Genomic DNA, 17,657 nt, shown 5'->3' on the forward strand with positions numbered 1-17,657 from the left:
ACTTAAATTATTAGCCTATGCTCAAATTACATGCTGTATCCTATGGGTATACAAAGAAAAGGCAGATTCTGAGAGATATAACTTTAGACTTACATCCTGGAAAGATCTTTGGATTATTGGGTTTAAATGGAGAAGGGAAAACTACCTTGATAAAATTGATGGAGGGAATGTTGCTTCCTCAGTCTGGAACCATTGAATATGCTGGTATTCCTAGTAAGGAACGTGCAGCAGCCTACCACGATCAAGTTTTTTTCCTTCCTGATGAAACGAAATTGCCAGCAATGGATTTATTGGATTTTGGAAAAACTTATGGTTCTTTCTATTCCAAGTTTAATTTCGAGGAATACCAAGAATATTTGGAGGCATTCAATATTCCACAACCTAATAAATTGGATTCACTATCCCTGGGTCAACGAAGAAAGGTGCACATTAGTTTTGCCTTGGCATGCAACACAGCCGTATTGTTAATGGATGAGCCAAGTAATGGATTGGATATCCCTTCCAAAAGTATCTTCCGAAAATTGATTGCTAAAGCCATGAATGATGAAAAATCCTTTGTGATCTCAAGTCATCAAATCCGGGATATTGACTTGCTTTTAGAAAACTTGTTAATTCTTAAAGATGGACACCTACTAATCGATGATAGCATTGAAAATCTGTCTCAGAATTATCAAATCACAAGCAGCATTCAGGAAAATGATGAGGTAATTTATCAAATGGATGAACTCAATGGTTCCACCTACTTGATCAAGAACAAAAATATGGAGGAAAACCGATTTGATATTGAATTTTTCTTCACGGCTATTAACCAATCCAAACAAAATATAAAATCATGAATATAGCGATCAGATATACCCAGACCATCTTGAAAGGGAATAAGTATCTCTTGCTGAGTGTTCCCATCGTCGCCTTAATTGGCTTTGTTGGTTTATTTGTTTTATCCCATAGTGGAGCTTTACAACAAATTGCTTTATTATCAAACGCAATGGGACAGGAGCGTAGTTATTTGTTGATGCAATTAGCATCTGGTCGATTCTATAACGAATCTGTAGCATTAGTACTAATCCTTCCTTTTTTGCATTTGTTGTTTTTTCAACAACTATATACGAGACCATTGGATTTCAATTTACCCATTAATCCAATGGCCCGCTTTTGGAGTTATATACTGACCTCAGCTTCAATTTTTGTATATAATTGGATTATTATTATACTTCTCAACCTACTCTTACAATTTTATCTACAATTCAACTATCTAGATGAAATACGAACTACATATGAGGAATTTGGTTATTTGTATACTCAAATCCCAATAAACAGCATTTTATTTAATAGTGCCATTATTCCATTTATTTCTGTTTTGGGTTTATCATTCTTTGCATTTCTTCCAATTTACCTGGTTGGGATACTTTATTTTAAAAAGCATAGCAGGGTAAAAGGTCTATTGATAGCGATTTGTATCGTTTCAATTTCTGGCTATATCAGTCGAGCTTTATGGACAGGTACTGAAATATACATCAACAATAAATTTTATTTACAGAATTATCCCTTTTTAATCGTTTTCATTATATCCATTCTATTTTATTCAGCCTTTTTTCAGTTAATTAAAAACAAGGAGGTTTAGATGAAATTCAATAACGAAAAACCGATTTACCTACAGATAATTGATATGGTAATGGAGAAGATCCTCAAGAAAGAATGGAAAAATTCGGAAAAGATATTGTCTGTCCGTGATTTAGGGAGCAGCATTGAGGTGAATCCAAATACAGTTATGCGGGCTTATGATAAACTTCAACAAGATGGAATTATTTTTAACAAACGTGGACTTGGATTTTATGTTGCTGAGGATGCTATTGATAAAATCTTACAAAACAAGAGGCAGCATTTTTTATCAAATGAAGCCCCGTTATTCTTTCAGACTGCGAAATTACTTCAAATAAGTAAAGAAGAGTTAATTGAATTATACCAAAACTATTAACAACATGAAAAAGGCAAATTATTATATACTTACAGGCATCCTAGTTTTCGTATTGGGTTTTTATGTATTAAAGCCACTAAGCGGCAAAATAAATGGTTCCTATAGAACAGAAAAAGATGGACAAGTAACCCTATTACCAAAAGATCATCTATCTGATTTTATGCTCCTATTCAGTAAGAAGCAAACCGCAAAACCAATACCATTAGATAATATCGATCATATTGTATTAAACGGTATAGTAGAAAAATCAAATTGGTTATATAATCCCATAGCAGGAAATCTTGAAATTCATACGGATGGAGTGAATAAGATTCAATTTAATAATCGTCCATATCTTGTTGAAGTTGATCATGAAGTTAAAAATCGCACCCTATATATTCAATTAAATACGGATGCAATTTTCGGAATGGAATTACACTTGGGAAAAACACCATTACAGTCTTTAACGATAAATGGACAAGACCTAGATATTTTTTATCAGGATATAGACACAATCAGTCCTGCTTTGCAATCTTTCATCATTAATAAAAAATCGAATGTTTCCTTTGGAAGCGGCAATATAAGAGGAGGCTCTAAATCTGAAAACTCCTTAAATATCCAAGTAAATGATGAATCCACGGTAAATCTCAAAAACTCAAGAATTAATAGGTTAAACGTTAAACTCAACAATAGTTTACTCGTTCTAGGTGATATTATGAGATTGGATACCTTACATGCAGATTTAAATGGGTTAAGTCATATTCGAGGTGCTAGAAAACTCGATTATGATGGCAAGACCAGTATCAAATTAACGGGAAATTTGGACTATTATAATGCACACTAAACCCTTGACTTATGATCTTTAAAATGCTTTTCCGATTTATCATGCTCACTTTATTATCCTTATTGGGATTAAAAGCATCCTTAGCCCAAGTTACTAATGGGGATTTTGAGCAAGTCAATGAAAACAACAAGGCTATTGGTTGGAATTTCAGCAATTCAGACAGTGCCAATAACTTCTTGGCAATTAGCAAAGAATCACCCTATGCTGGCAATTACAGCTTGAAGATGGTTAAAAAGCAAGAAAGAGCCATGTTGATCGCCAATACAACGGTCCATATAGAAACGGATAAAACAGCAAAGCTGAGGGTAAAAGCGATGGTGAAAAGCTCTGCAGAAAAGATTATTTCTAATTTCTACATGCAATTATTTGATGGACAAAAGAAAAGGATTGGTGGTGAGGATGGCGTTATTGATTTAGATCCAGCAAAAAAAGGTCAATGGCAAGAGGTCGATTTCTCTTTGATGATTTCGCCAGAAGTTAAAAGAGGCGTTCTTTTTATTTCGCTTGGAAACCATGATCTTGAGATAGATAATATAACATCAGAATGGGTCACAGGACCAGCTGATAAACAGATTACTGCTTTTGCAGAGGAGGTAGTCAAATTATTAAAAACCAATAGCATAGTTAAAGATAGTGTAAACTGGGAAGAAGTAAACAAGAATCTCCCTGCTGCATTAGTTGGCACTCAATATGGCAAAGATGATGCATTTATAGTCAATTACTTACTTTCTTATTTACGAAAAGAAAAGGATATTCATAGTTTTTATTATAGCCCTTTCAGTTATAAAAATTTGAAGTCATATGCTGGTAAGCAAGGGCAGGGTCCTCGTAAAACAGTCTATCCTACAGGTAAGTTATTAGAAGACAATGTCGCCTATGTGGTTGTTCCAGCATTTTCTTCCTACAATGCTGAAGGGATTCAGGAGTATGCAGATAGCTTAAACGCTATCATCATGAATCTACAATCAAAGAATCCTAAGGGTTGGATTGTAGATTTGAGCATGAATCATGGAGGTAATATGTATCCGATGATTGCAGGATTAAATGCATTAATCCCTGAAGGAAAGGTAATGAGCTTTGTTCGAAAAGATGGTGAGAGCAGTGTGTATTTAAAGGGAGGAACATTTGGGAATGTGAAGCTAACAAAAGTTCCTAAGAAAGAGAAGGACAAAAAAATAGCCGTTTTTACAAGTACTAGGACGGCTAGTAGTGGAGAGATGACCAGTATAGCCCTATTGAATAATCCGCTGGCAAAAAGCTTTGGAATACAAACAGCAGGATTAAATTCTGCTAACGCAACTTTTCCATTATCTAATGGCGGTGCAATTGCTTTAGCGTCAGCCTTAGTTAAAGATCCTAAAAATAGAGTTTACCTAGGTCCTATTGAACCAACAGAAAAAGCACATGCAAAGAGTTTTGATGATCTCATACGAGATGCTAAGGCATGGATATTGGAAGATAAATAGATCTACTTTATAAAAAGCTACAGGCTTTAAACTTAAAAAAAGCAGCTTGACATGATATTCAAGCTGCTTTTATATTAAAAAAATAGTATATGGGCTTATTCGGGATTATCCGCTGTAGACTCCCGTGCTAAAGTTACTTCATCAGGAGCATCGCCTAGGAATTTATCTAATGCAAATAATGACTCATCCGAAGCACGGTCACCACCAGCAATCTTCAATTTATCAATCAGCTCTAATGCTAATTTCTCTTCTTCAATTTGTTCTTTCACGAACCATTGCGCAAAATTCCAAGTAGCCCAATCCTTTTCATCCATGGATTGATTTACCAGGCTATAAATAGCGTTCGTATTGTCTATTTCATGTTGCAGAACCATATTGAAACATTCGGTCATGGATTTAGGTAATTTAGAAGGAGCTTCAACAGCCTCTACTTTAGGTGTTCCACCTCGTTCCAGAATATACATCATGATCTTTATCATGTGGTTTCTTTCTTCTTGAGCATGGCGAAATAAAAAATTGGATACTCCACCGTAACCTTGTGAATCTGCCCAAATTCCTAATGCAAGATAAATCTGTGAGGCTTGATTTTCTTTAGTCATTTGCTTAATTAGCGAAGCCTCCATCGCTTTCGAAAGTCTATTGGTATTCATAGTTATCCTTTTTCCTTTAAACACTTCAGCTGTCGCATTGTTTCCACAAATTCGACTTTACATTTTAGGCATTTGATTGTACATTTGGTAATAGGGAGCTATAAACAAATCCCATTCACACTTGTTCTTATTTTAAATCAATAGATAACATGGCATTTTTAGACTATTACAAAGTTCTAGGATTAGATAAATCAGCCAGTCAGGATGATATTAAGAAGGCTTATCGAAAGTTAGCTAGGAAGTACCATCCCGACTTAAATCCAAATGATGAGGATGCAAAGAAAAAGTTTCAAGAGATCAACGAGGCCAATGAGGTACTAACCGATACGGAGAAACGTAAGAAATATGATCAGTATGGTGAGAATTGGAAGCATGGGGAAGAATATGAGAAAGCACAGCAACAATACCGTCAGTCGCAAGGTGCAGGTGCTGGACGAAATCCATTTGAAGGGTATGACTTCAATTATTCCGGTAATTACGATACTGGAGAATATTCGGATTTCTTTGAGGAACTATTTGGTTCGCGTTTTGGTGGAGGACGAAGTTCTGGACGTCGAGGTTCCTACCGTGGGCAAGACTTTGAAACAAGTCTTGAATTAACCCTTCATCAAGCTTCTGAAACCCACAAGCAGACCTTCACCGTTAATGGCAAGAATATTCGTATCACCATTCCTGCGGGTGTGGAAGACGGACAAAAAATCCGTCTTAAAGGTCAAGGTGCCGATGGTGTAAATGGTGGTCCAAAAGGAGATTTGTATATCACCTTTAGCATTAAACCTGACCATCGATTCAACAGAATAGGAAATGACCTATATACCAAAATGGATATAGATCTTCCAACAGCATTATTAGGTGGCGACAGTATTGTCGAAACGTTGACCGGAAAGATTAATGTGAAAATCAAAGAAGGGACACAAAGTGGCAGTAAGGTGAGATTAAAAGGAAAAGGCTTCCCTATCTATAAAAAAGAAGGGGAATTTGGAGATCTATATGTAGAAATTCATGTAAAGATTCCAACTCATCTGAACGAAGAACAGAAGAAATTGGTTCAACAATTAGCAGATTCAATGAAATAGACTATGGAAAAAACATTATTTAGAGTGATCGATATCTGCCGATCTAACAATATCGAGCAAACATTCATTCAAGAATTACATAGTAATGGATTGATAGAAATCATCTACCAAGAAGAACAAGCTTTTATCGAAGAAGATCAAGTATTGATCGTTGAGCGCTTTTCTACTTGGCATTATGAATTGGAGATAAATGTTCAAGGCATTGAAGTAGTGCAACAGTTATTGGAACGGATTGAAGCCTTACAATCTGAGATTAAAGCATTAAAAATAGGTCAGTAAATATATTATGGTTTTCTTATTAGGGAAATGAACTACTTATAATTAGGCACAAAGCTTATTTTTTAATATTTTCGTCCCAATTAACTACAACCAGCATGGAAAAAATCTATCAAGGAAAAACAAAAGATGTCTATAGCTTAGGCAAAAACGAAATTTTATTACAATTTAAAGATGATGTCACTGGAGAAAACGGCGTGTTTGATCCGGGAGCTAATACTGTAGGCTTAAGAATTGAAGGTGCTGGTCGATCAGGATTGAAAATGACTACCTTCTTTTTCAATAAGTTGAACAGCTTAAATATTCCAACTCACTTTATTGCTTCCGACCTAGACAAGGTTACTATGACCGTGAAAGAAGCGGAAGTATTGGGCAAGGGATTGGAGGTAATATGCAGATATCGTGCCGTAGGGAGCTTCCTAAGACGCTATGCGGCTTATTGTGAGGAAGGACAAGCACTGGATAGTTTTGTAGAAGTAACCATCAAAGATGATGAGCGTGGAGATCCTGTTATTTCAGACGATGCTTTGGCTATGCTGGGCATCTTGAACAGAGAGCAATATACTGAGCTTAAGGAATTGACGAAAATGATCTGTGGTATTGTAAAAGAAGAATTAGCGAAAAAAGATTTAGAGCTTTACGATATCAAATTAGAGTTTGGACATGATAAAGCTACTGGAGAATTGATTTTGATTGATGAAATCTCCGGTGGAAACATGCGCGTTTATAAGGATGGTAAATATGTAGCTCCTTTGGAATTAGAGAAACTATTTCTTTCTTAAGAATTATTCATAGGATATTAAAAAGAGCGGTGATTTTGTTAAATCACCGCTCTTTTTATATTGAATTTCCACTAGTAACTTATTTGGAGTGGAATGGAATATTGTACATGAACAGGCTCGCCATTTTTTGTCGCTGGTTTCCAGGTGTGTTTTTTAGCCAATTGTGTTAATACACGCACTAATTCATCCCCTGTCCCAAAGCCTAAATCTTTGGTCAGCTCGATATTAGTCATTTTACCTTCTTTATCTATTACAAAAGTCGCTTCAAGTCTCCCTTGAATTTTTGAAGTATAAGCTTTTCGAGGTATTCTATACAAGCTTGCCACCTCTTGTCTAAAGGCAGTCATTCCAACGGCTATATTCGAATGTTCAAAACCTTCCCTATGAATCAAGTTATCCTTCTTTTTAAGGGTATCAACTTTTTCCTGAGCAGACACTGTTTGGGAAGCTCCTAGTATAAGACAAAATAAAAGGAACGAAATAAGGTAATTGATGTTTTTCATTAAAAAAGCTTTAGTGTGAGTTAATATTGAATGCAAAAATAATAATATTTCTAATTGATTGGAATAATAGACTGCTGATTTGTAGGTTCCATGACTTCCTCTTTCAAGATTTGTTCCTTTTCATTTAAAAACTGAACCAGAAATTTTCCGGGAGGAAGGTTAATCTGCAAGGGATTAGGATCCTTATTTGTCACTAAATGAAAATAAGATAATATCCATTCCTTGTTTATCTCCTCAGAAACCATAAGCAACAGCTTCTTCTCCTTTTTAAATAACTCTTGAGGGACAGTTATCCTTGCTTTGTTATTGGGTGATTCATCCATACCGCTGATTCTCCATGACATCCGATAGTTCTTTTCCAATTGTAAAGCAGCAGCATTAATCTTTGCCAAGTAGTCAAATTGATTAAATGGTTTAAACCTGCTCTCTTTCTTGGAAATGTAAGAAAGCATACTGATGGATTTCTTATTAGCAACCGGAATGTAATAGTGTCTCAATAAGAACTTATCAACTTCTAGATCCTTTTGATAGTATTTGCTATCACCGTTCTTAAGCATTTGATATCCTTCTAAATTTTTTATTGGATTATCATGCTGTAAAACTAACATATTGTAATAAGGCGGATTATCAGGAACAACCGAAAACATGACTTTGTTTCCCTTTTTTAAGAGTCCTGCGTTTTTGAGCATCTCTTTATCTTGAAGATACAGGCTTTGAATTTTCAGTCCCATCTGTCCTGTCTCTCTTGGTCTAAAGTTGTAATAAACCCAGATATTGGTTTCTTCTTTTGGATTAAAATAACGGTCTATCCCGTTTAGAAAATAGCCTCCTTTTACAAACTTAGGGCTCGAACAGGATGTTATAAGTCCGAGCCCTAAGATGATACCAAGTTTTAAGATAGATTTAAACATTACTTTGCGTGTAAATCAACTCGAATTGGTAAAGAAAATTTAACTGAAACGGGCTTACCATTTACTGTGGCAGGAATCCATCGCTCCGAATTATCTAAAACTTTTATAAAAGCGTCTCCTACACCATAGCCTAAATCTTTATCTACTTTAGTATCGACAACCTTTCCTGTCGGATCAATAACAAAAGAAAGCTGTATAACTCCTTCAACTCCAACTTCGATAGCTTCCTTGGGATATTCCACTTTGCTTACAATCTGCTCACGAAACGCTTTAATACCTCCAGGATATTGAGCTGGAGTATCTGTATCATTGTAATTAACGATTTCGGAAGATGATTTCCCCTTAAGAACAATCCTAGCTTGATTCCCTCCAGTAGCTGATTCTTCCTTATCGGAACTTTGAGCGACAGCTAACGTATTGGCTTTTCCCTTTAATTTAATGTTAATTGGAGCTGTAGACTCCTTCTTATTTTCTTTGGGCTTTATTGTATCCGTTGAAGCAATACCTTCTGCCACTGATATTCCTGGAAGCTTAGCTAAAGCAGTTGCCAAGACATTGCTTTCTGATGCTATACTTTGCTCCACATTCTCTTTGCAATTAACAGAAATAGTCATGAGCAAAAGCACAATTGGAAGCACCGATAAATAGATAAATAAGGTATTTGATTTTGAATTTTCTTTAAATAACATGTTAATCCTCTCTTTTAAAAATGATTGATTGGAAAACTCATAACTCAAGGATGAGGTATCTGTCCGCATGGCATAGGCCAATAACAGCTCAGCATACTGCACTCTATCCTTTTTAAAATTTTGATCGACCAGACACTCATGCAATAGCTTTAAATCCTTCCGCAATAGATAACATACTGGATTAAACCAATTGAACAATGTGACGATATCCAATAAGAGTAAGTCGTATGCATGCCCTTCTCGAACATGAATTGATTCATGCTGTTCCATGACATCGTTGCCTTGAACCTTCTCTCCCATTACGATCTTTCCAAAGAAAGAAAAACTATCGTTTTTATCGGGGCTATCTATACGTCTTTTTATCTTCCATAAGCTATGCCCTAGCTTTATTAATCCTAGGCACACCCCTATCCAATAAATGATGGTCAAATATTCTGCTATAGTCCATGCTGATGTAGAATCCTTGATTACCGTGCTTGTCTTTTCAGGGTTTAGCTGATAAACAATTTCAGGTATTTGGACGATCATAGCATCAGGCACTTCATATTGCAAATACATGCCTATCGGGAGTACCAAGGAAAACAAGAGGATACTATTCAAGTAGATCCGATTTAATCGGAAAAAGGTTAGTCTCTTTAACCCAAAGCGATAAAGCAGGTAAAAAAGTACTAATGCGACGTTGACTAATAGGATATAAATCATAACGATTCGATTTTATCAAGATTTATGTTTCTGGATCATCTTCATGATCTCATCAAGCTCTTTAACATCTAACTTCTTATCTTCTATAAAGTAAGAAAGCATACTGCTCGCTGAGTTCTCAAAATAACCTTGTAAGAGTTTTCCTGTAATTAGTTTCTTATATTCTTCTTTCTGAATCTTTGGGAAATAGCGGTGGCTTTTTCCAAAGGACTCGTGATCCACAAAACCCTTGGTTTCGAGAATCCTAACAATTGTAGATACCGTATTATATGCAGGCTTAGGTTCAGGAATCTGATCAATAATTTCCTTTACAAACCCAACTTTCATATCCCATAAGATATGCATGATCTGCTCCTCTGCCTTGGTGAGTTCTTTTAATTCGTTCATATTGGTATTAATTATAAAAAAGACAATATTGCCTATAATCGATTATACAACGAATATATAACTAAAGTATTAGTTTTCAAACTAAACACTTAGTTTATTAACTAATAAAACACATAAAACACTGATTTACAGTGATATTATTTTAATAAAAGATAATAATCAATGGCTTACTTTGTAATAAAGACAGGAAATATTAGGGTTTATATTTCCATTGCCTATCGGATTTCTTACTGGCTAGTTTTTTCTTTCTATCCAGTCTTTCCAACACGATTCGCTTTGGTATTTTAGTGGGAATTCTTGGTTTATCGGGTATTAGCGATTCATTAATGAGGTTCAAGAAACGCTCTATTACGATTTCTTTATTACGCAATTGACTACGGTCTTCTGAAGATTCCAATTGCAGCATATCATGTTTTGTCAAGCGATTAAACAGCCGGTCTTTCAATAAAGCTTTTTCTTCTTCATCAAATACATTGGAATTCTGCAAGTCCCAAATAAGTAAAACTTTGGAGGAAACTTTATTGACGTGTTGCCCACCTTTGCCTCCCGAACGAGCTGTTTTAAAAGACAACTCCGTCATTAAATCTTCAGAATTATAGTTCATTTGTAATAAAATTAGCATAAAAACTAAACGAACAAAAATTTTATAAAACTATTCTAAAAGCATCCTTATCTTTAAACCAACAAAAAACAGCTTATGAAAATAGGAATCGTATGTTATCCTACCTTTGGTGGAAGTGGTGTTGTGGCAACAGAATTAGGTAAAGCCTTGGCCAATAATGGTCATCAAGTACATTTCATCACCTATAGCCAACCTGCACGCTTAGACTTTTTCTCTGAAAATCTATTTTATCATGAGGTAGCGATTAATCAATATCCTTTATTTGACTTTCCTCCTTATGAAACTGCCCTTGCTAGTAAGCTTGTTGATGTAGTGCGTTTTGAAGGCTTAGACTTGTTACATGTACATTATGCTATTCCGCATGCTTCCGTAGCATTCTTGGCAAAACAAATCTTATCAACCTATGGAATTGATATTCCTGTAGTAACCACACTTCACGGAACGGATATTACCCTTGTTGGTAAAGACAAGAGTTTTAGTCCTGTTGTTACATTCTCTATCAATCAATCCGATGGAGTGACGACCGTATCAGAAAACCTGAAAGAGCAAACCTTAAGCTATTTCCAGATTACTAATTCCATTGAGGTTATTCCAAACTTTATTGATCTTCATCGATTCCACAATAAGAATCATGAGCATTTCAAGAAAGCTATAGCTCCTAATCAAGAGCGTATCATTGTTCACACTTCCAACTTTAGAAAAGTTAAGCGTGTTGACGATGTTGTCAGAATCTTTGACAAGATTATCAAGGAAGTTCCTGCCAAATTATTAATGGTTGGAGATGGTCCTGAAAGACGTAGAGCTGAAGAGCTAGCAAGAGAATTAGGAATTACAGATTGTATTCGATTCTTAGGTAAACAAGATGCTATAGAGGAAATCTTATCCATTGCTGATCTTTTCTTGATGCCATCGGGTTCAGAAAGTTTCGGATTAGCAGCATTAGAAGCTATGGCTTGTAAAGTACCGGTAATTTCTTCTAATACGGGAGGACTTCCGGAGCTGAATGTTCAAGGATTTAGTGGTTATTTAAGTGATGTGGGAGATATTGATGATATGGCGACCAATTCAATTAATATCTTGAAGGATTGCGATGTTTTAAAACAGTTTAAAGAGAATGCATTGCTTCGTGCGAAGGATTTTGAACTGAGTAAAATAGTCCCTCGATACGAGGAATTTTATGCGCAAGTAATTGAAAAGGTAAAAAAAGGTAATAAATCTCACTAAACGCAAGCAAAAAGTCATATCTTTGGCTTTTGGAAATATTCCAAAAATCAAATATGAAATACAAACGTATCCTCCTTAAACTCAGTGGCGAAGCTTTGATGGGTGAGCAAAGCTACGGTATTGACATTAACCGTGTTCAACAATACGCAAAAGACATTCAAGAACTTCATAGCTTAGGTATGGAAATCGCCATTGTAATTGGTGGTGGAAATATCTATCGTGGTCTAAGTGCTGAAAAAGCAGGTATGGACCGTGTACAAGCAGATTACATGGGAATGTTAGCTACCGTGATCAACTCCATGGCTTTACAAGATGCATTGGAAAAAGTGGGCATTAAAACCCGTCTTTTGACTGCGATTAAAATGGAACAGATCTGTGAACCTTTCATCCGCAGACGCGCAGTACGTCACTTAGAAAAAGGACGTATCGTGATCTTTGGTGCTGGTACTGGTAACCCTTACTTCACTACAGATACAGCTGCATCATTGCGTGCAATTGAAATCAATGCTGATGCTGTTCTAAAAGGAACGCGCGTAGATGGTATCTACACTGCTGACCCTGAAAAGAACCCGGATGCGAAGAAATTTGACCACATATCCTTCACCGAAGTATATGAAAAAGGCTTGAACGTTATGGACATGACAGCTTTCACGCTATGTCAGGAGAATAACCTTCCAATTATTGTATTCGACATGAACAAACCAGGCAATTTATTGAAATTAGCCAACGGTGAACATGTTGGAACTGTAGTTAGTTAATAAACATTCACGAATATATATAATCAAGATATGAACGAATTTATATCCCTTCAACTGGATGAGTGCAAAGAAAGCATGATTAAGGCTGTTGCACATACGGAATCGGAATTAACGAAAATCCGTGCAGGTAAAGCTACCCCAGGAATGCTTGATGGAATTTATGTAGATTATTATGGTAATTCCACTCCATTAGCTCAAGTGAGCAATATCAATACTCCAGATGCGCGTACCATCGTTATTCAACCATGGGAAAAACCAATGCTATCAGTTATTGAGAAAGCGATCATGGACTCCAATATTGGTTTAAACCCACAGAATGACGGTTCTATTATCCGTTTAGCTGTACCTCCATTAACTGAAGAACGTCGTCGTGACTTAGTGAAAAAAGCGAAAGAAGAAACTGAAAAAGGTCGTGTAGCTGTTCGTAACATCCGTAAAGATGCTAACGAATCCATCAAGAAACTTAAAAATGATGGTGTTTCAGAAGATGAAATCAAAACTGGTGAAGCTGAAGTTCAGAAATTAACTGATGCTTATATTGCTAAAGTTGATCTATTGGCTGAATTGAAAGAAAAAGATATCATGACTGTATAAGTTAGTTATCCAATTCTTAAGAAATATCAAAAAGGATTCTCTAACAAAGAATCCTTTTTTTATTCATGGCTGAAACCCATGTTATACTTGGGAAAATTTATATTCGTTACTTAAGCTTATAGCATAAATCAATTTTCAACAGCCTACAGAAGTTTACGGGCGTTTCTCCTCAAAGGAGATGAAAAATTAAGGCTTATTTTTTAAATAATTTGTCTATATTCAATAAAGATAAGAACGTATTCTATGATGCAATCAAGAAGAAATTTCATAAGGCTTGCAGGACTAAGCATTGCGGGTGGAATAATAGCCCCACAGTTCCTAGCATGCGACAATAAACCAACCGACCTTGGCTCCCCTTTAAAAAATATCGGATTACAACTCTTCACTCTTCGTGACCTTCTAGCTGAAAATCCAGAGGAAGTACTAAAACAGGTTTCCAAAATCGGTTACAAGCATGTAGAAACTTATGGCGCTGACCCTAGTACTGGAAACCATTGGGGAATTACAACCGATGCCTTAAAGAAAATCCTGAACGACAATAACCTGAAAACACATAGTGGTCATTATGATATGCAGAAGTACCTTGACAAAGACGCTTCTGACAAGGAAAATATTGAGAAATATATTGAGGTTGCCCATAACTTGGGACAAGAGTTTATCATTGCCCCTATCCCACCACTAAACAAACTTAATAAGCTTGGCATACCAGAATACCAATACATGGCAGAACAGCTTAACAAAGCCGGGGAAATGTCTAAAAAAGCTGGTATCAAAGTAGGCTACCACAATCACTATTGGGAATTTAAAGAGTTTGGAAATGGCACCAAGGGATTGGATATTCTTTTAGCCTTTACAGAACCTGACCTAGTAACCTTTGAACTGGATCTATTCTGGATCACCAAGGCAGGAGAAAGCCCGCAATCTTATTTTGATAAATATCCTGGTCGTTTCTCTCAGTGGCATATAAAGGATATGGATCGTGCGAACTCCGTACCATTGGATTTAAATAAATTTGATGAAAGAACTGGCAAACGTGATAGTATTAATTTAGATGAAGTCACTAAAACAACCAAGTATGCTGAAGTGGGTTCAGGTAGCATCGACTACAAAAACATGGTAACTTTTGCCAATGAAAGCGGATTAAAATACGCCTACGTAGAACAGGATGATATCTATATGCCGGATAAATATGCTAGCATTAAAAAGTCCTACGACTATATGCAGAAGAATTTCAAATAAAACATAAAGACATAAAAAAAGCTCGGGATATGAATAACACATTCCGAGCTTTTTTTATGTCGTATTTCTTAAAACCTTAAACGTTCTACCTCTTCAGCAGTTTCTTCAACTTTTTCACGAAGTTCATCTTTGAATGCTTGAACTGCAGCCACCAATTTCTCATCCGAAGTAGCAAGAATTTGAGCCGCTAAAATACCTGCATTCTTTGCAGCATTTAGCGCTACTGTAGCTACTGGAATACCATTAGGCATCTGTAGAATAGAAAGAACTGAATCCCAACCATCAATGGAGTTTGATGATTTCACAGGAACACCAATTACAGGCAAGGTTGTAATCGAAGCTACCATACCAGGTAAATGGGCTGCCCCACCTGCACCGGCAATTATTACTTTGATACCGCGTCCTGCAGCTTGTTCTGCAAAATCAAACATACGTTTTGGTGTACGGTGTGCCGAAACAATCGTTACTTCAGTCTCTACACCTAAATATTTCAAAACTTCAATAGCATCTTGCATCACCGGCAAATCTGATTTGCTTCCCATGATGATACTTACTTTTGGGTTTTCCATCTTATATTCTTAATTATCCTAATTATGCAATTACTTTGATTAACTGTTGTATTTTACGGGCATTCTCAATCGCCAAGGAACGATCAGGATTCACAATACATACATGCCCCATCTTACGGAATGGCTTGGTATATTTCTTTCCATATAAATGGATATACACTCCATCCATTGCTAAAGCCTCCTGAATACCTTCGTATTTAGCTAAGCCTTCATATCCCTCTTCACCCAACAAATTCACCATAATCGCATTTGAACGTGACTCCGTATTTCCCAAAGGTAAATTAAAGATCGCACGTAAATGCTGAGCAAATTGGGAGGTATAATTCCCTTCAATGGTCTGGTGACCACTGTTGTGCGGTCTTGGGGCCAATTCATTCACTAAAATATCACCATCTTCTGTCAAGAACATCTCCACGGCTAATAAACCTACAATCTGCAAGTCGTTCGCAATTTTCTTAGCGATGCTCTCCGCTTTGGTTTGAATATCGAAGGAATAAGTCGAAGGTGAAATTAAGAATTCCACCAAATTGGCTTGAGGATTGAATTCCATTTCTACCATTGGAAATGTAGCCATATCCCCTTTATCATTACGAGCAACAATAACAGCGATTTCTTTTTCAAACGGCACTAACTCTTCAACAATGCTAGGCTCATCAAAAGCTGTTGCGAAATCTGCTTGAGAACTGATCTTCTTAACACCCTTACCATCATAACCATCCTTACGCAATTTCTGAATATAAGGCAATGGAATCTGACAATTCATTAAGCCATCCTTATTCGACACAAATTGAAATGCCGAAGTAGGAATGTCATTCTGTTTGAAGAATTGCTTTTGAAGACCTTTATCTTGAATCAAACGTATCACTCTTGATTGTGGATAAACCAAGACACCTTCATCTTCTAAAGCTTCTAAGGCATCCACATTTACCTTTTCGATCTCGATAGTGATCATGTCCAAATCTTTTCCAAAATTATAGACTGTTTCAAAATCTGATAATGAACCCACCTCAAATTGGTTACACAATTTCTTGCATGGTGCATTGGGGTCTGGATCCAGTACGTGGATATTTACATTAAAATTGATAGCTTCCTGGATCAACATACGACCCAATTGACCGCCACCTAGGATCCCTAAACGCAGGTCACCATAAAAATCTTTTGCCATATTGTATTCTATTGCTCCACTGCGACAGGAAAGATATCCCCTTGCAATAAAGACTGTTGTTCAATTTTTTTCTGTAATTCTAAAAACGCCCCGATTAAGGCTTCCGGTCTTGGAGGGCAACCTTGAACATATACGTCTACCGGAATAATCTTGTCCACTCCTTTTACCACATGATATCCATGTTGCCAATATGGTCCCCCACAATTGGAGCAAGATCCCATCGAGATCACATATTTTGGATCAGGCATTTGTTCATATAGCTTCTTAATCCTATCAGCCATTTTAAAAGTGACTGTACCAGCAATGATCATAACGTCAGATTGCCTAGGCGAAGGACGAGGAAATACACCCAATCGATCTAAATCATACGTTGCAGCCATAGCACCCATCATTTCGATTGCACAGCAGGCAATACCAAAACTGATTGGCCACATCGAAGATAATCTTGCCCAATTAAGCAAATCATCCATCTTGGCAATGATAACACCATTATTTTGCTGTAATCGTTGATCTAAACTCATGCGTCTGTATTAGGCTTTTTAAATCTTGGTTTAAATCCAACCTTTACCGGTTCAGCAGCTTTATTAGCTAATTCTGCTTCTATACTTTGTTCCTGATAATCACGAAGGCTGTAGCTCTTGTTGTTTATTGCTTCATAGGCAGAGGTTGGAATATTTACCGACACCTGCGGTGTTTTATGTTGCGGTTTTATCCAACTGATATCCCCACTTTTCCAAACATAAATCAATCCTACTATTAATATAGCTAAGAATATCCCCATCTCAATCAGGGAAAACCATCCCCAACGTGAATCTGCTGCTATGAACTCTGCTTGACCGAAGACCGTTGCCCAAGGAAATATAAAGAGCAATTCCACATCAAAGAGTAGAAAAACCAAGGCAATCACATAAAACCTAGGGTTGAATTGCACCCAAGATGTACCTCTTGATTCTTCACCACACTCATAAGTGCTTAATTTAATAGGATTGGGGTTCTTTGGAGCTAGAAATCGCGCCAATAACATGGTACCACTGACCAATAAGATACCAATGATAGCCATTAAGAGTATCTTACCATATTCCGATATCTGCCCGGGGTCGTCCATATTACAAAATTAACAATAAATTTAATTCAATTGAATAGCTTTTTAGAATATCTATCCTATTCCCTGCTATTCTAGCATCACTTAATAGACAAAAACTTAGCTATTTAAGTTTTCTATATATGAAAAAGAGTTGACCAGTAT

At 36.4% G+C, this 17,657-nt stretch carries 21 protein-coding genes and 1 pseudogene; 12 read left to right on the forward strand and 10 right to left on the reverse strand.

Annotation, left to right across the window (positions count from 1 at the left end; all coding sequences use genetic code 11):
• The first annotated feature begins 17 nt into the window (after positions 1–17).
• From ABD676_RS02275 to ABD676_RS02295, 5 genes are read left to right on the forward strand one after another with little or no spacing between them, the layout of a single operon-like run.
• The gene (locus ABD676_RS02275) at positions 18–836 is read left to right on the forward strand and encodes an ATP-binding cassette domain-containing protein (protein ID WP_344673048.1); all 819 of its coding nucleotides are present in this window, start codon (positions 18–20) and stop codon (positions 834–836) included.
• Positions 833–1,621, forward strand: coding sequence for a hypothetical protein (locus ABD676_RS02280; protein ID WP_344673049.1), 789 nt, complete (start codon positions 833–835; stop codon positions 1,619–1,621). The genes ABD676_RS02275 and ABD676_RS02280 overlap by 4 nt, the downstream gene beginning before the upstream one ends.
• Positions 1,622–1,975: a GntR family transcriptional regulator gene (locus ABD676_RS02285; RefSeq protein ID WP_344673050.1), complete on the forward strand. Its 354-nt coding sequence runs from the start codon at positions 1,622–1,624 to the stop codon at positions 1,973–1,975.
• A gap of 4 nt (positions 1,976–1,979) precedes the next feature.
• Entirely contained in the window at positions 1,980–2,798 is an 819-nt protein-coding gene (locus ABD676_RS02290) for a hypothetical protein (protein ID WP_344673051.1), read from the forward strand.
• Positions 2,799–2,809: 11 nt separating this feature from the next.
• Complete coding sequence (locus ABD676_RS02295) at positions 2,810–4,264, forward strand: S41 family peptidase (RefSeq protein WP_344673052.1); 1,455 nt, start codon at positions 2,810–2,812, stop codon at positions 4,262–4,264.
• 95 nt (positions 4,265–4,359) lie between these two features.
• On the opposite strand, the gene ABD676_RS02300 is transcribed toward ABD676_RS02295, so the two are convergent.
• Positions 4,360–4,914, reverse strand: coding sequence for a ferritin (locus tag ABD676_RS02300; RefSeq protein WP_344673053.1), 555 nt, complete (start codon positions 4,912–4,914; stop codon positions 4,360–4,362).
• 149 nt (positions 4,915–5,063) lie between these two features.
• Between ABD676_RS02300 and ABD676_RS02305 the strand changes: the two genes are divergently transcribed.
• From ABD676_RS02305 to ABD676_RS02315, 3 genes are all read left to right on the forward strand, one after another.
• Positions 5,064–5,990 (forward strand): DnaJ C-terminal domain-containing protein, encoded by a 927-nt coding sequence (locus ABD676_RS02305; RefSeq protein ID WP_344673054.1) that lies wholly within the window; start codon positions 5,064–5,066, stop codon positions 5,988–5,990.
• Positions 5,991–5,993: 3 nt separating this feature from the next.
• Positions 5,994–6,269 (forward strand): chaperone modulator CbpM, encoded by a 276-nt coding sequence (locus tag ABD676_RS02310; RefSeq protein WP_344673055.1) that lies wholly within the window; start codon positions 5,994–5,996, stop codon positions 6,267–6,269.
• A gap of 95 nt (positions 6,270–6,364) precedes the next feature.
• On the forward strand, positions 6,365–7,048 hold the full coding sequence (locus tag ABD676_RS02315; protein ID WP_344673056.1) for a phosphoribosylaminoimidazolesuccinocarboxamide synthase: 684 nt from the start codon (positions 6,365–6,367) through the stop codon (positions 7,046–7,048).
• 71 nt (positions 7,049–7,119) lie between these two features.
• On the opposite strand, the gene ABD676_RS02320 is transcribed toward ABD676_RS02315, so the two are convergent.
• From ABD676_RS02320 to ABD676_RS02340, 5 genes and pseudogenes are all read right to left on the reverse strand, one after another.
• Positions 7,120–7,551: an energy transducer TonB gene (locus ABD676_RS02320; RefSeq protein WP_344673057.1), complete on the reverse strand. Its 432-nt coding sequence runs from the start codon at positions 7,549–7,551 to the stop codon at positions 7,120–7,122.
• Positions 7,552–7,601: 50 nt separating this feature from the next.
• Positions 7,602–8,462: a hypothetical protein gene (locus ABD676_RS02325; RefSeq protein WP_344673058.1), complete on the reverse strand. Its 861-nt coding sequence runs from the start codon at positions 8,460–8,462 to the stop codon at positions 7,602–7,604.
• Positions 8,462–9,853, reverse strand: a complete 1,392-nt coding sequence (locus tag ABD676_RS02330) for an energy transducer TonB (RefSeq protein WP_344673059.1) — start codon at positions 9,851–9,853, stop codon at positions 8,462–8,464. The genes ABD676_RS02325 and ABD676_RS02330 overlap by 1 nt, the downstream gene beginning before the upstream one ends.
• Positions 9,854–9,868: 15 nt before the next feature.
• Positions 9,869–10,240, reverse strand: a complete 372-nt coding sequence (locus ABD676_RS02335; RefSeq protein WP_344673060.1) for a BlaI/MecI/CopY family transcriptional regulator — start codon at positions 10,238–10,240, stop codon at positions 9,869–9,871.
• 193 nt (positions 10,241–10,433) lie between these two features.
• A pseudogene (locus ABD676_RS02340) lies at positions 10,434–10,814 on the reverse strand (aminoacyl-tRNA hydrolase); the annotation flags it as partial.
• A gap of 123 nt (positions 10,815–10,937) precedes the next feature.
• Here ABD676_RS02340 and bshA point away from each other — a divergent pair.
• From bshA to ABD676_RS02360, 4 genes are all read left to right on the forward strand, one after another.
• Entirely contained in the window at positions 10,938–12,086 is a 1,149-nt protein-coding gene (gene bshA, locus ABD676_RS02345) for an N-acetyl-alpha-D-glucosaminyl L-malate synthase BshA (RefSeq protein WP_344673062.1), read from the forward strand.
• Between the two features lie 53 nt (positions 12,087–12,139).
• Complete coding sequence (pyrH, locus tag ABD676_RS02350; RefSeq protein ID WP_344673063.1) at positions 12,140–12,844, forward strand: UMP kinase; 705 nt, start codon at positions 12,140–12,142, stop codon at positions 12,842–12,844.
• Positions 12,845–12,874: 30 nt separating this feature from the next.
• Positions 12,875–13,438, forward strand: coding sequence for a ribosome recycling factor (frr, locus tag ABD676_RS02355; protein ID WP_344673064.1), 564 nt, complete (start codon positions 12,875–12,877; stop codon positions 13,436–13,438).
• 243 nt (positions 13,439–13,681) lie between these two features.
• Positions 13,682–14,677: a sugar phosphate isomerase/epimerase family protein gene (locus ABD676_RS02360; RefSeq protein WP_344673065.1), complete on the forward strand. Its 996-nt coding sequence runs from the start codon at positions 13,682–13,684 to the stop codon at positions 14,675–14,677.
• A 68-nt stretch (positions 14,678–14,745) separates the two neighbouring features.
• Here ABD676_RS02360 and purE read toward each other — a convergent pair whose 3' ends face one another.
• From purE to ABD676_RS02380, 4 genes are read right to left on the reverse strand one after another with little or no spacing between them, the layout of a single operon-like run.
• On the reverse strand, positions 14,746–15,246 hold the full coding sequence (gene purE, locus ABD676_RS02365) for a 5-(carboxyamino)imidazole ribonucleotide mutase (protein ID WP_344673066.1): 501 nt from the start codon (positions 15,244–15,246) through the stop codon (positions 14,746–14,748).
• Positions 15,247–15,268: 22 nt separating this feature from the next.
• Positions 15,269–16,411 carry a 5-(carboxyamino)imidazole ribonucleotide synthase gene (locus ABD676_RS02370; protein ID WP_344673067.1) on the reverse strand — a complete coding sequence of 381 codons (1,143 nt, stop codon included), beginning with the start codon at positions 16,409–16,411 and terminating at the stop codon, positions 15,269–15,271.
• 8 nt (positions 16,412–16,419) lie between these two features.
• Complete coding sequence (locus ABD676_RS02375; protein ID WP_344673068.1) at positions 16,420–16,932, reverse strand: NADH-quinone oxidoreductase subunit B; 513 nt, start codon at positions 16,930–16,932, stop codon at positions 16,420–16,422.
• The gene (locus tag ABD676_RS02380) at positions 16,929–17,516 is read right to left on the reverse strand and encodes an NADH-quinone oxidoreductase subunit A (RefSeq protein ID WP_344673069.1); all 588 of its coding nucleotides are present in this window, start codon (positions 17,514–17,516) and stop codon (positions 16,929–16,931) included. Before ABD676_RS02380 ends, ABD676_RS02375 begins: the two co-directional genes overlap by 4 nt.
• Positions 17,517–17,657: the final 141 nt, after the last annotated feature.

Origin of the sequence: Sphingobacterium kyonggiense (genome assembly GCF_039536825.1) — a bacterium.
Lineage (GTDB): Bacteria > Bacteroidota > Bacteroidia > Sphingobacteriales > Sphingobacteriaceae > Sphingobacterium > Sphingobacterium kyonggiense.

Bases quoted from the DNA above. Each gene is read 5' to 3' on its own strand.
- ABD676_RS02275 (WP_344673048.1), top strand. From the start codon at position 18: ATGCTCAAATTACATGCTGTATCCTATGGGTATACAAAGAAAAGGCAG.
- ABD676_RS02280 (WP_344673049.1), top strand. From the start codon at position 833: ATGAATATAGCGATCAGATATACCCAGACCATCTTGAAAGGGAATAAG.
- ABD676_RS02285 (WP_344673050.1), top strand. From the start codon at position 1,622: ATGAAATTCAATAACGAAAAACCGATTTACCTACAGATAATTGATATG.
- ABD676_RS02290 (WP_344673051.1), top strand. From the start codon at position 1,980: ATGAAAAAGGCAAATTATTATATACTTACAGGCATCCTAGTTTTCGTA.
- ABD676_RS02295 (WP_344673052.1), top strand. From the start codon at position 2,810: ATGATCTTTAAAATGCTTTTCCGATTTATCATGCTCACTTTATTATCC.
- ABD676_RS02300 (WP_344673053.1), bottom strand. From the start codon at position 4,914: ATGAATACCAATAGACTTTCGAAAGCGATGGAGGCTTCGCTAATTAAG.
- ABD676_RS02305 (WP_344673054.1), top strand. From the start codon at position 5,064: ATGGCATTTTTAGACTATTACAAAGTTCTAGGATTAGATAAATCAGCC.
- ABD676_RS02310 (WP_344673055.1), top strand. From the start codon at position 5,994: ATGGAAAAAACATTATTTAGAGTGATCGATATCTGCCGATCTAACAAT.
- ABD676_RS02315 (WP_344673056.1), top strand. From the start codon at position 6,365: ATGGAAAAAATCTATCAAGGAAAAACAAAAGATGTCTATAGCTTAGGC.
- ABD676_RS02320 (WP_344673057.1), bottom strand. From the start codon at position 7,551: ATGAAAAACATCAATTACCTTATTTCGTTCCTTTTATTTTGTCTTATA.
- ABD676_RS02325 (WP_344673058.1), bottom strand. From the start codon at position 8,462: ATGTTTAAATCTATCTTAAAACTTGGTATCATCTTAGGGCTCGGACTT.
- ABD676_RS02330 (WP_344673059.1), bottom strand. From the start codon at position 9,853: ATGATTTATATCCTATTAGTCAACGTCGCATTAGTACTTTTTTACCTG.
- ABD676_RS02335 (WP_344673060.1), bottom strand. From the start codon at position 10,240: ATGAACGAATTAAAAGAACTCACCAAGGCAGAGGAGCAGATCATGCAT.
- bshA (WP_344673062.1), top strand. From the start codon at position 10,938: ATGAAAATAGGAATCGTATGTTATCCTACCTTTGGTGGAAGTGGTGTT.
- pyrH (WP_344673063.1), top strand. From the start codon at position 12,140: ATGAAATACAAACGTATCCTCCTTAAACTCAGTGGCGAAGCTTTGATG.
- frr (WP_344673064.1), top strand. From the start codon at position 12,875: ATGAACGAATTTATATCCCTTCAACTGGATGAGTGCAAAGAAAGCATG.
- ABD676_RS02360 (WP_344673065.1), top strand. From the start codon at position 13,682: ATGATGCAATCAAGAAGAAATTTCATAAGGCTTGCAGGACTAAGCATT.
- purE (WP_344673066.1), bottom strand. From the start codon at position 15,246: ATGGAAAACCCAAAAGTAAGTATCATCATGGGAAGCAAATCAGATTTG.
- ABD676_RS02370 (WP_344673067.1), bottom strand. From the start codon at position 16,411: ATGGCAAAAGATTTTTATGGTGACCTGCGTTTAGGGATCCTAGGTGGC.
- ABD676_RS02375 (WP_344673068.1), bottom strand. From the start codon at position 16,932: ATGAGTTTAGATCAACGATTACAGCAAAATAATGGTGTTATCATTGCC.
- ABD676_RS02380 (WP_344673069.1), bottom strand. From the start codon at position 17,516: ATGGACGACCCCGGGCAGATATCGGAATATGGTAAGATACTCTTAATG.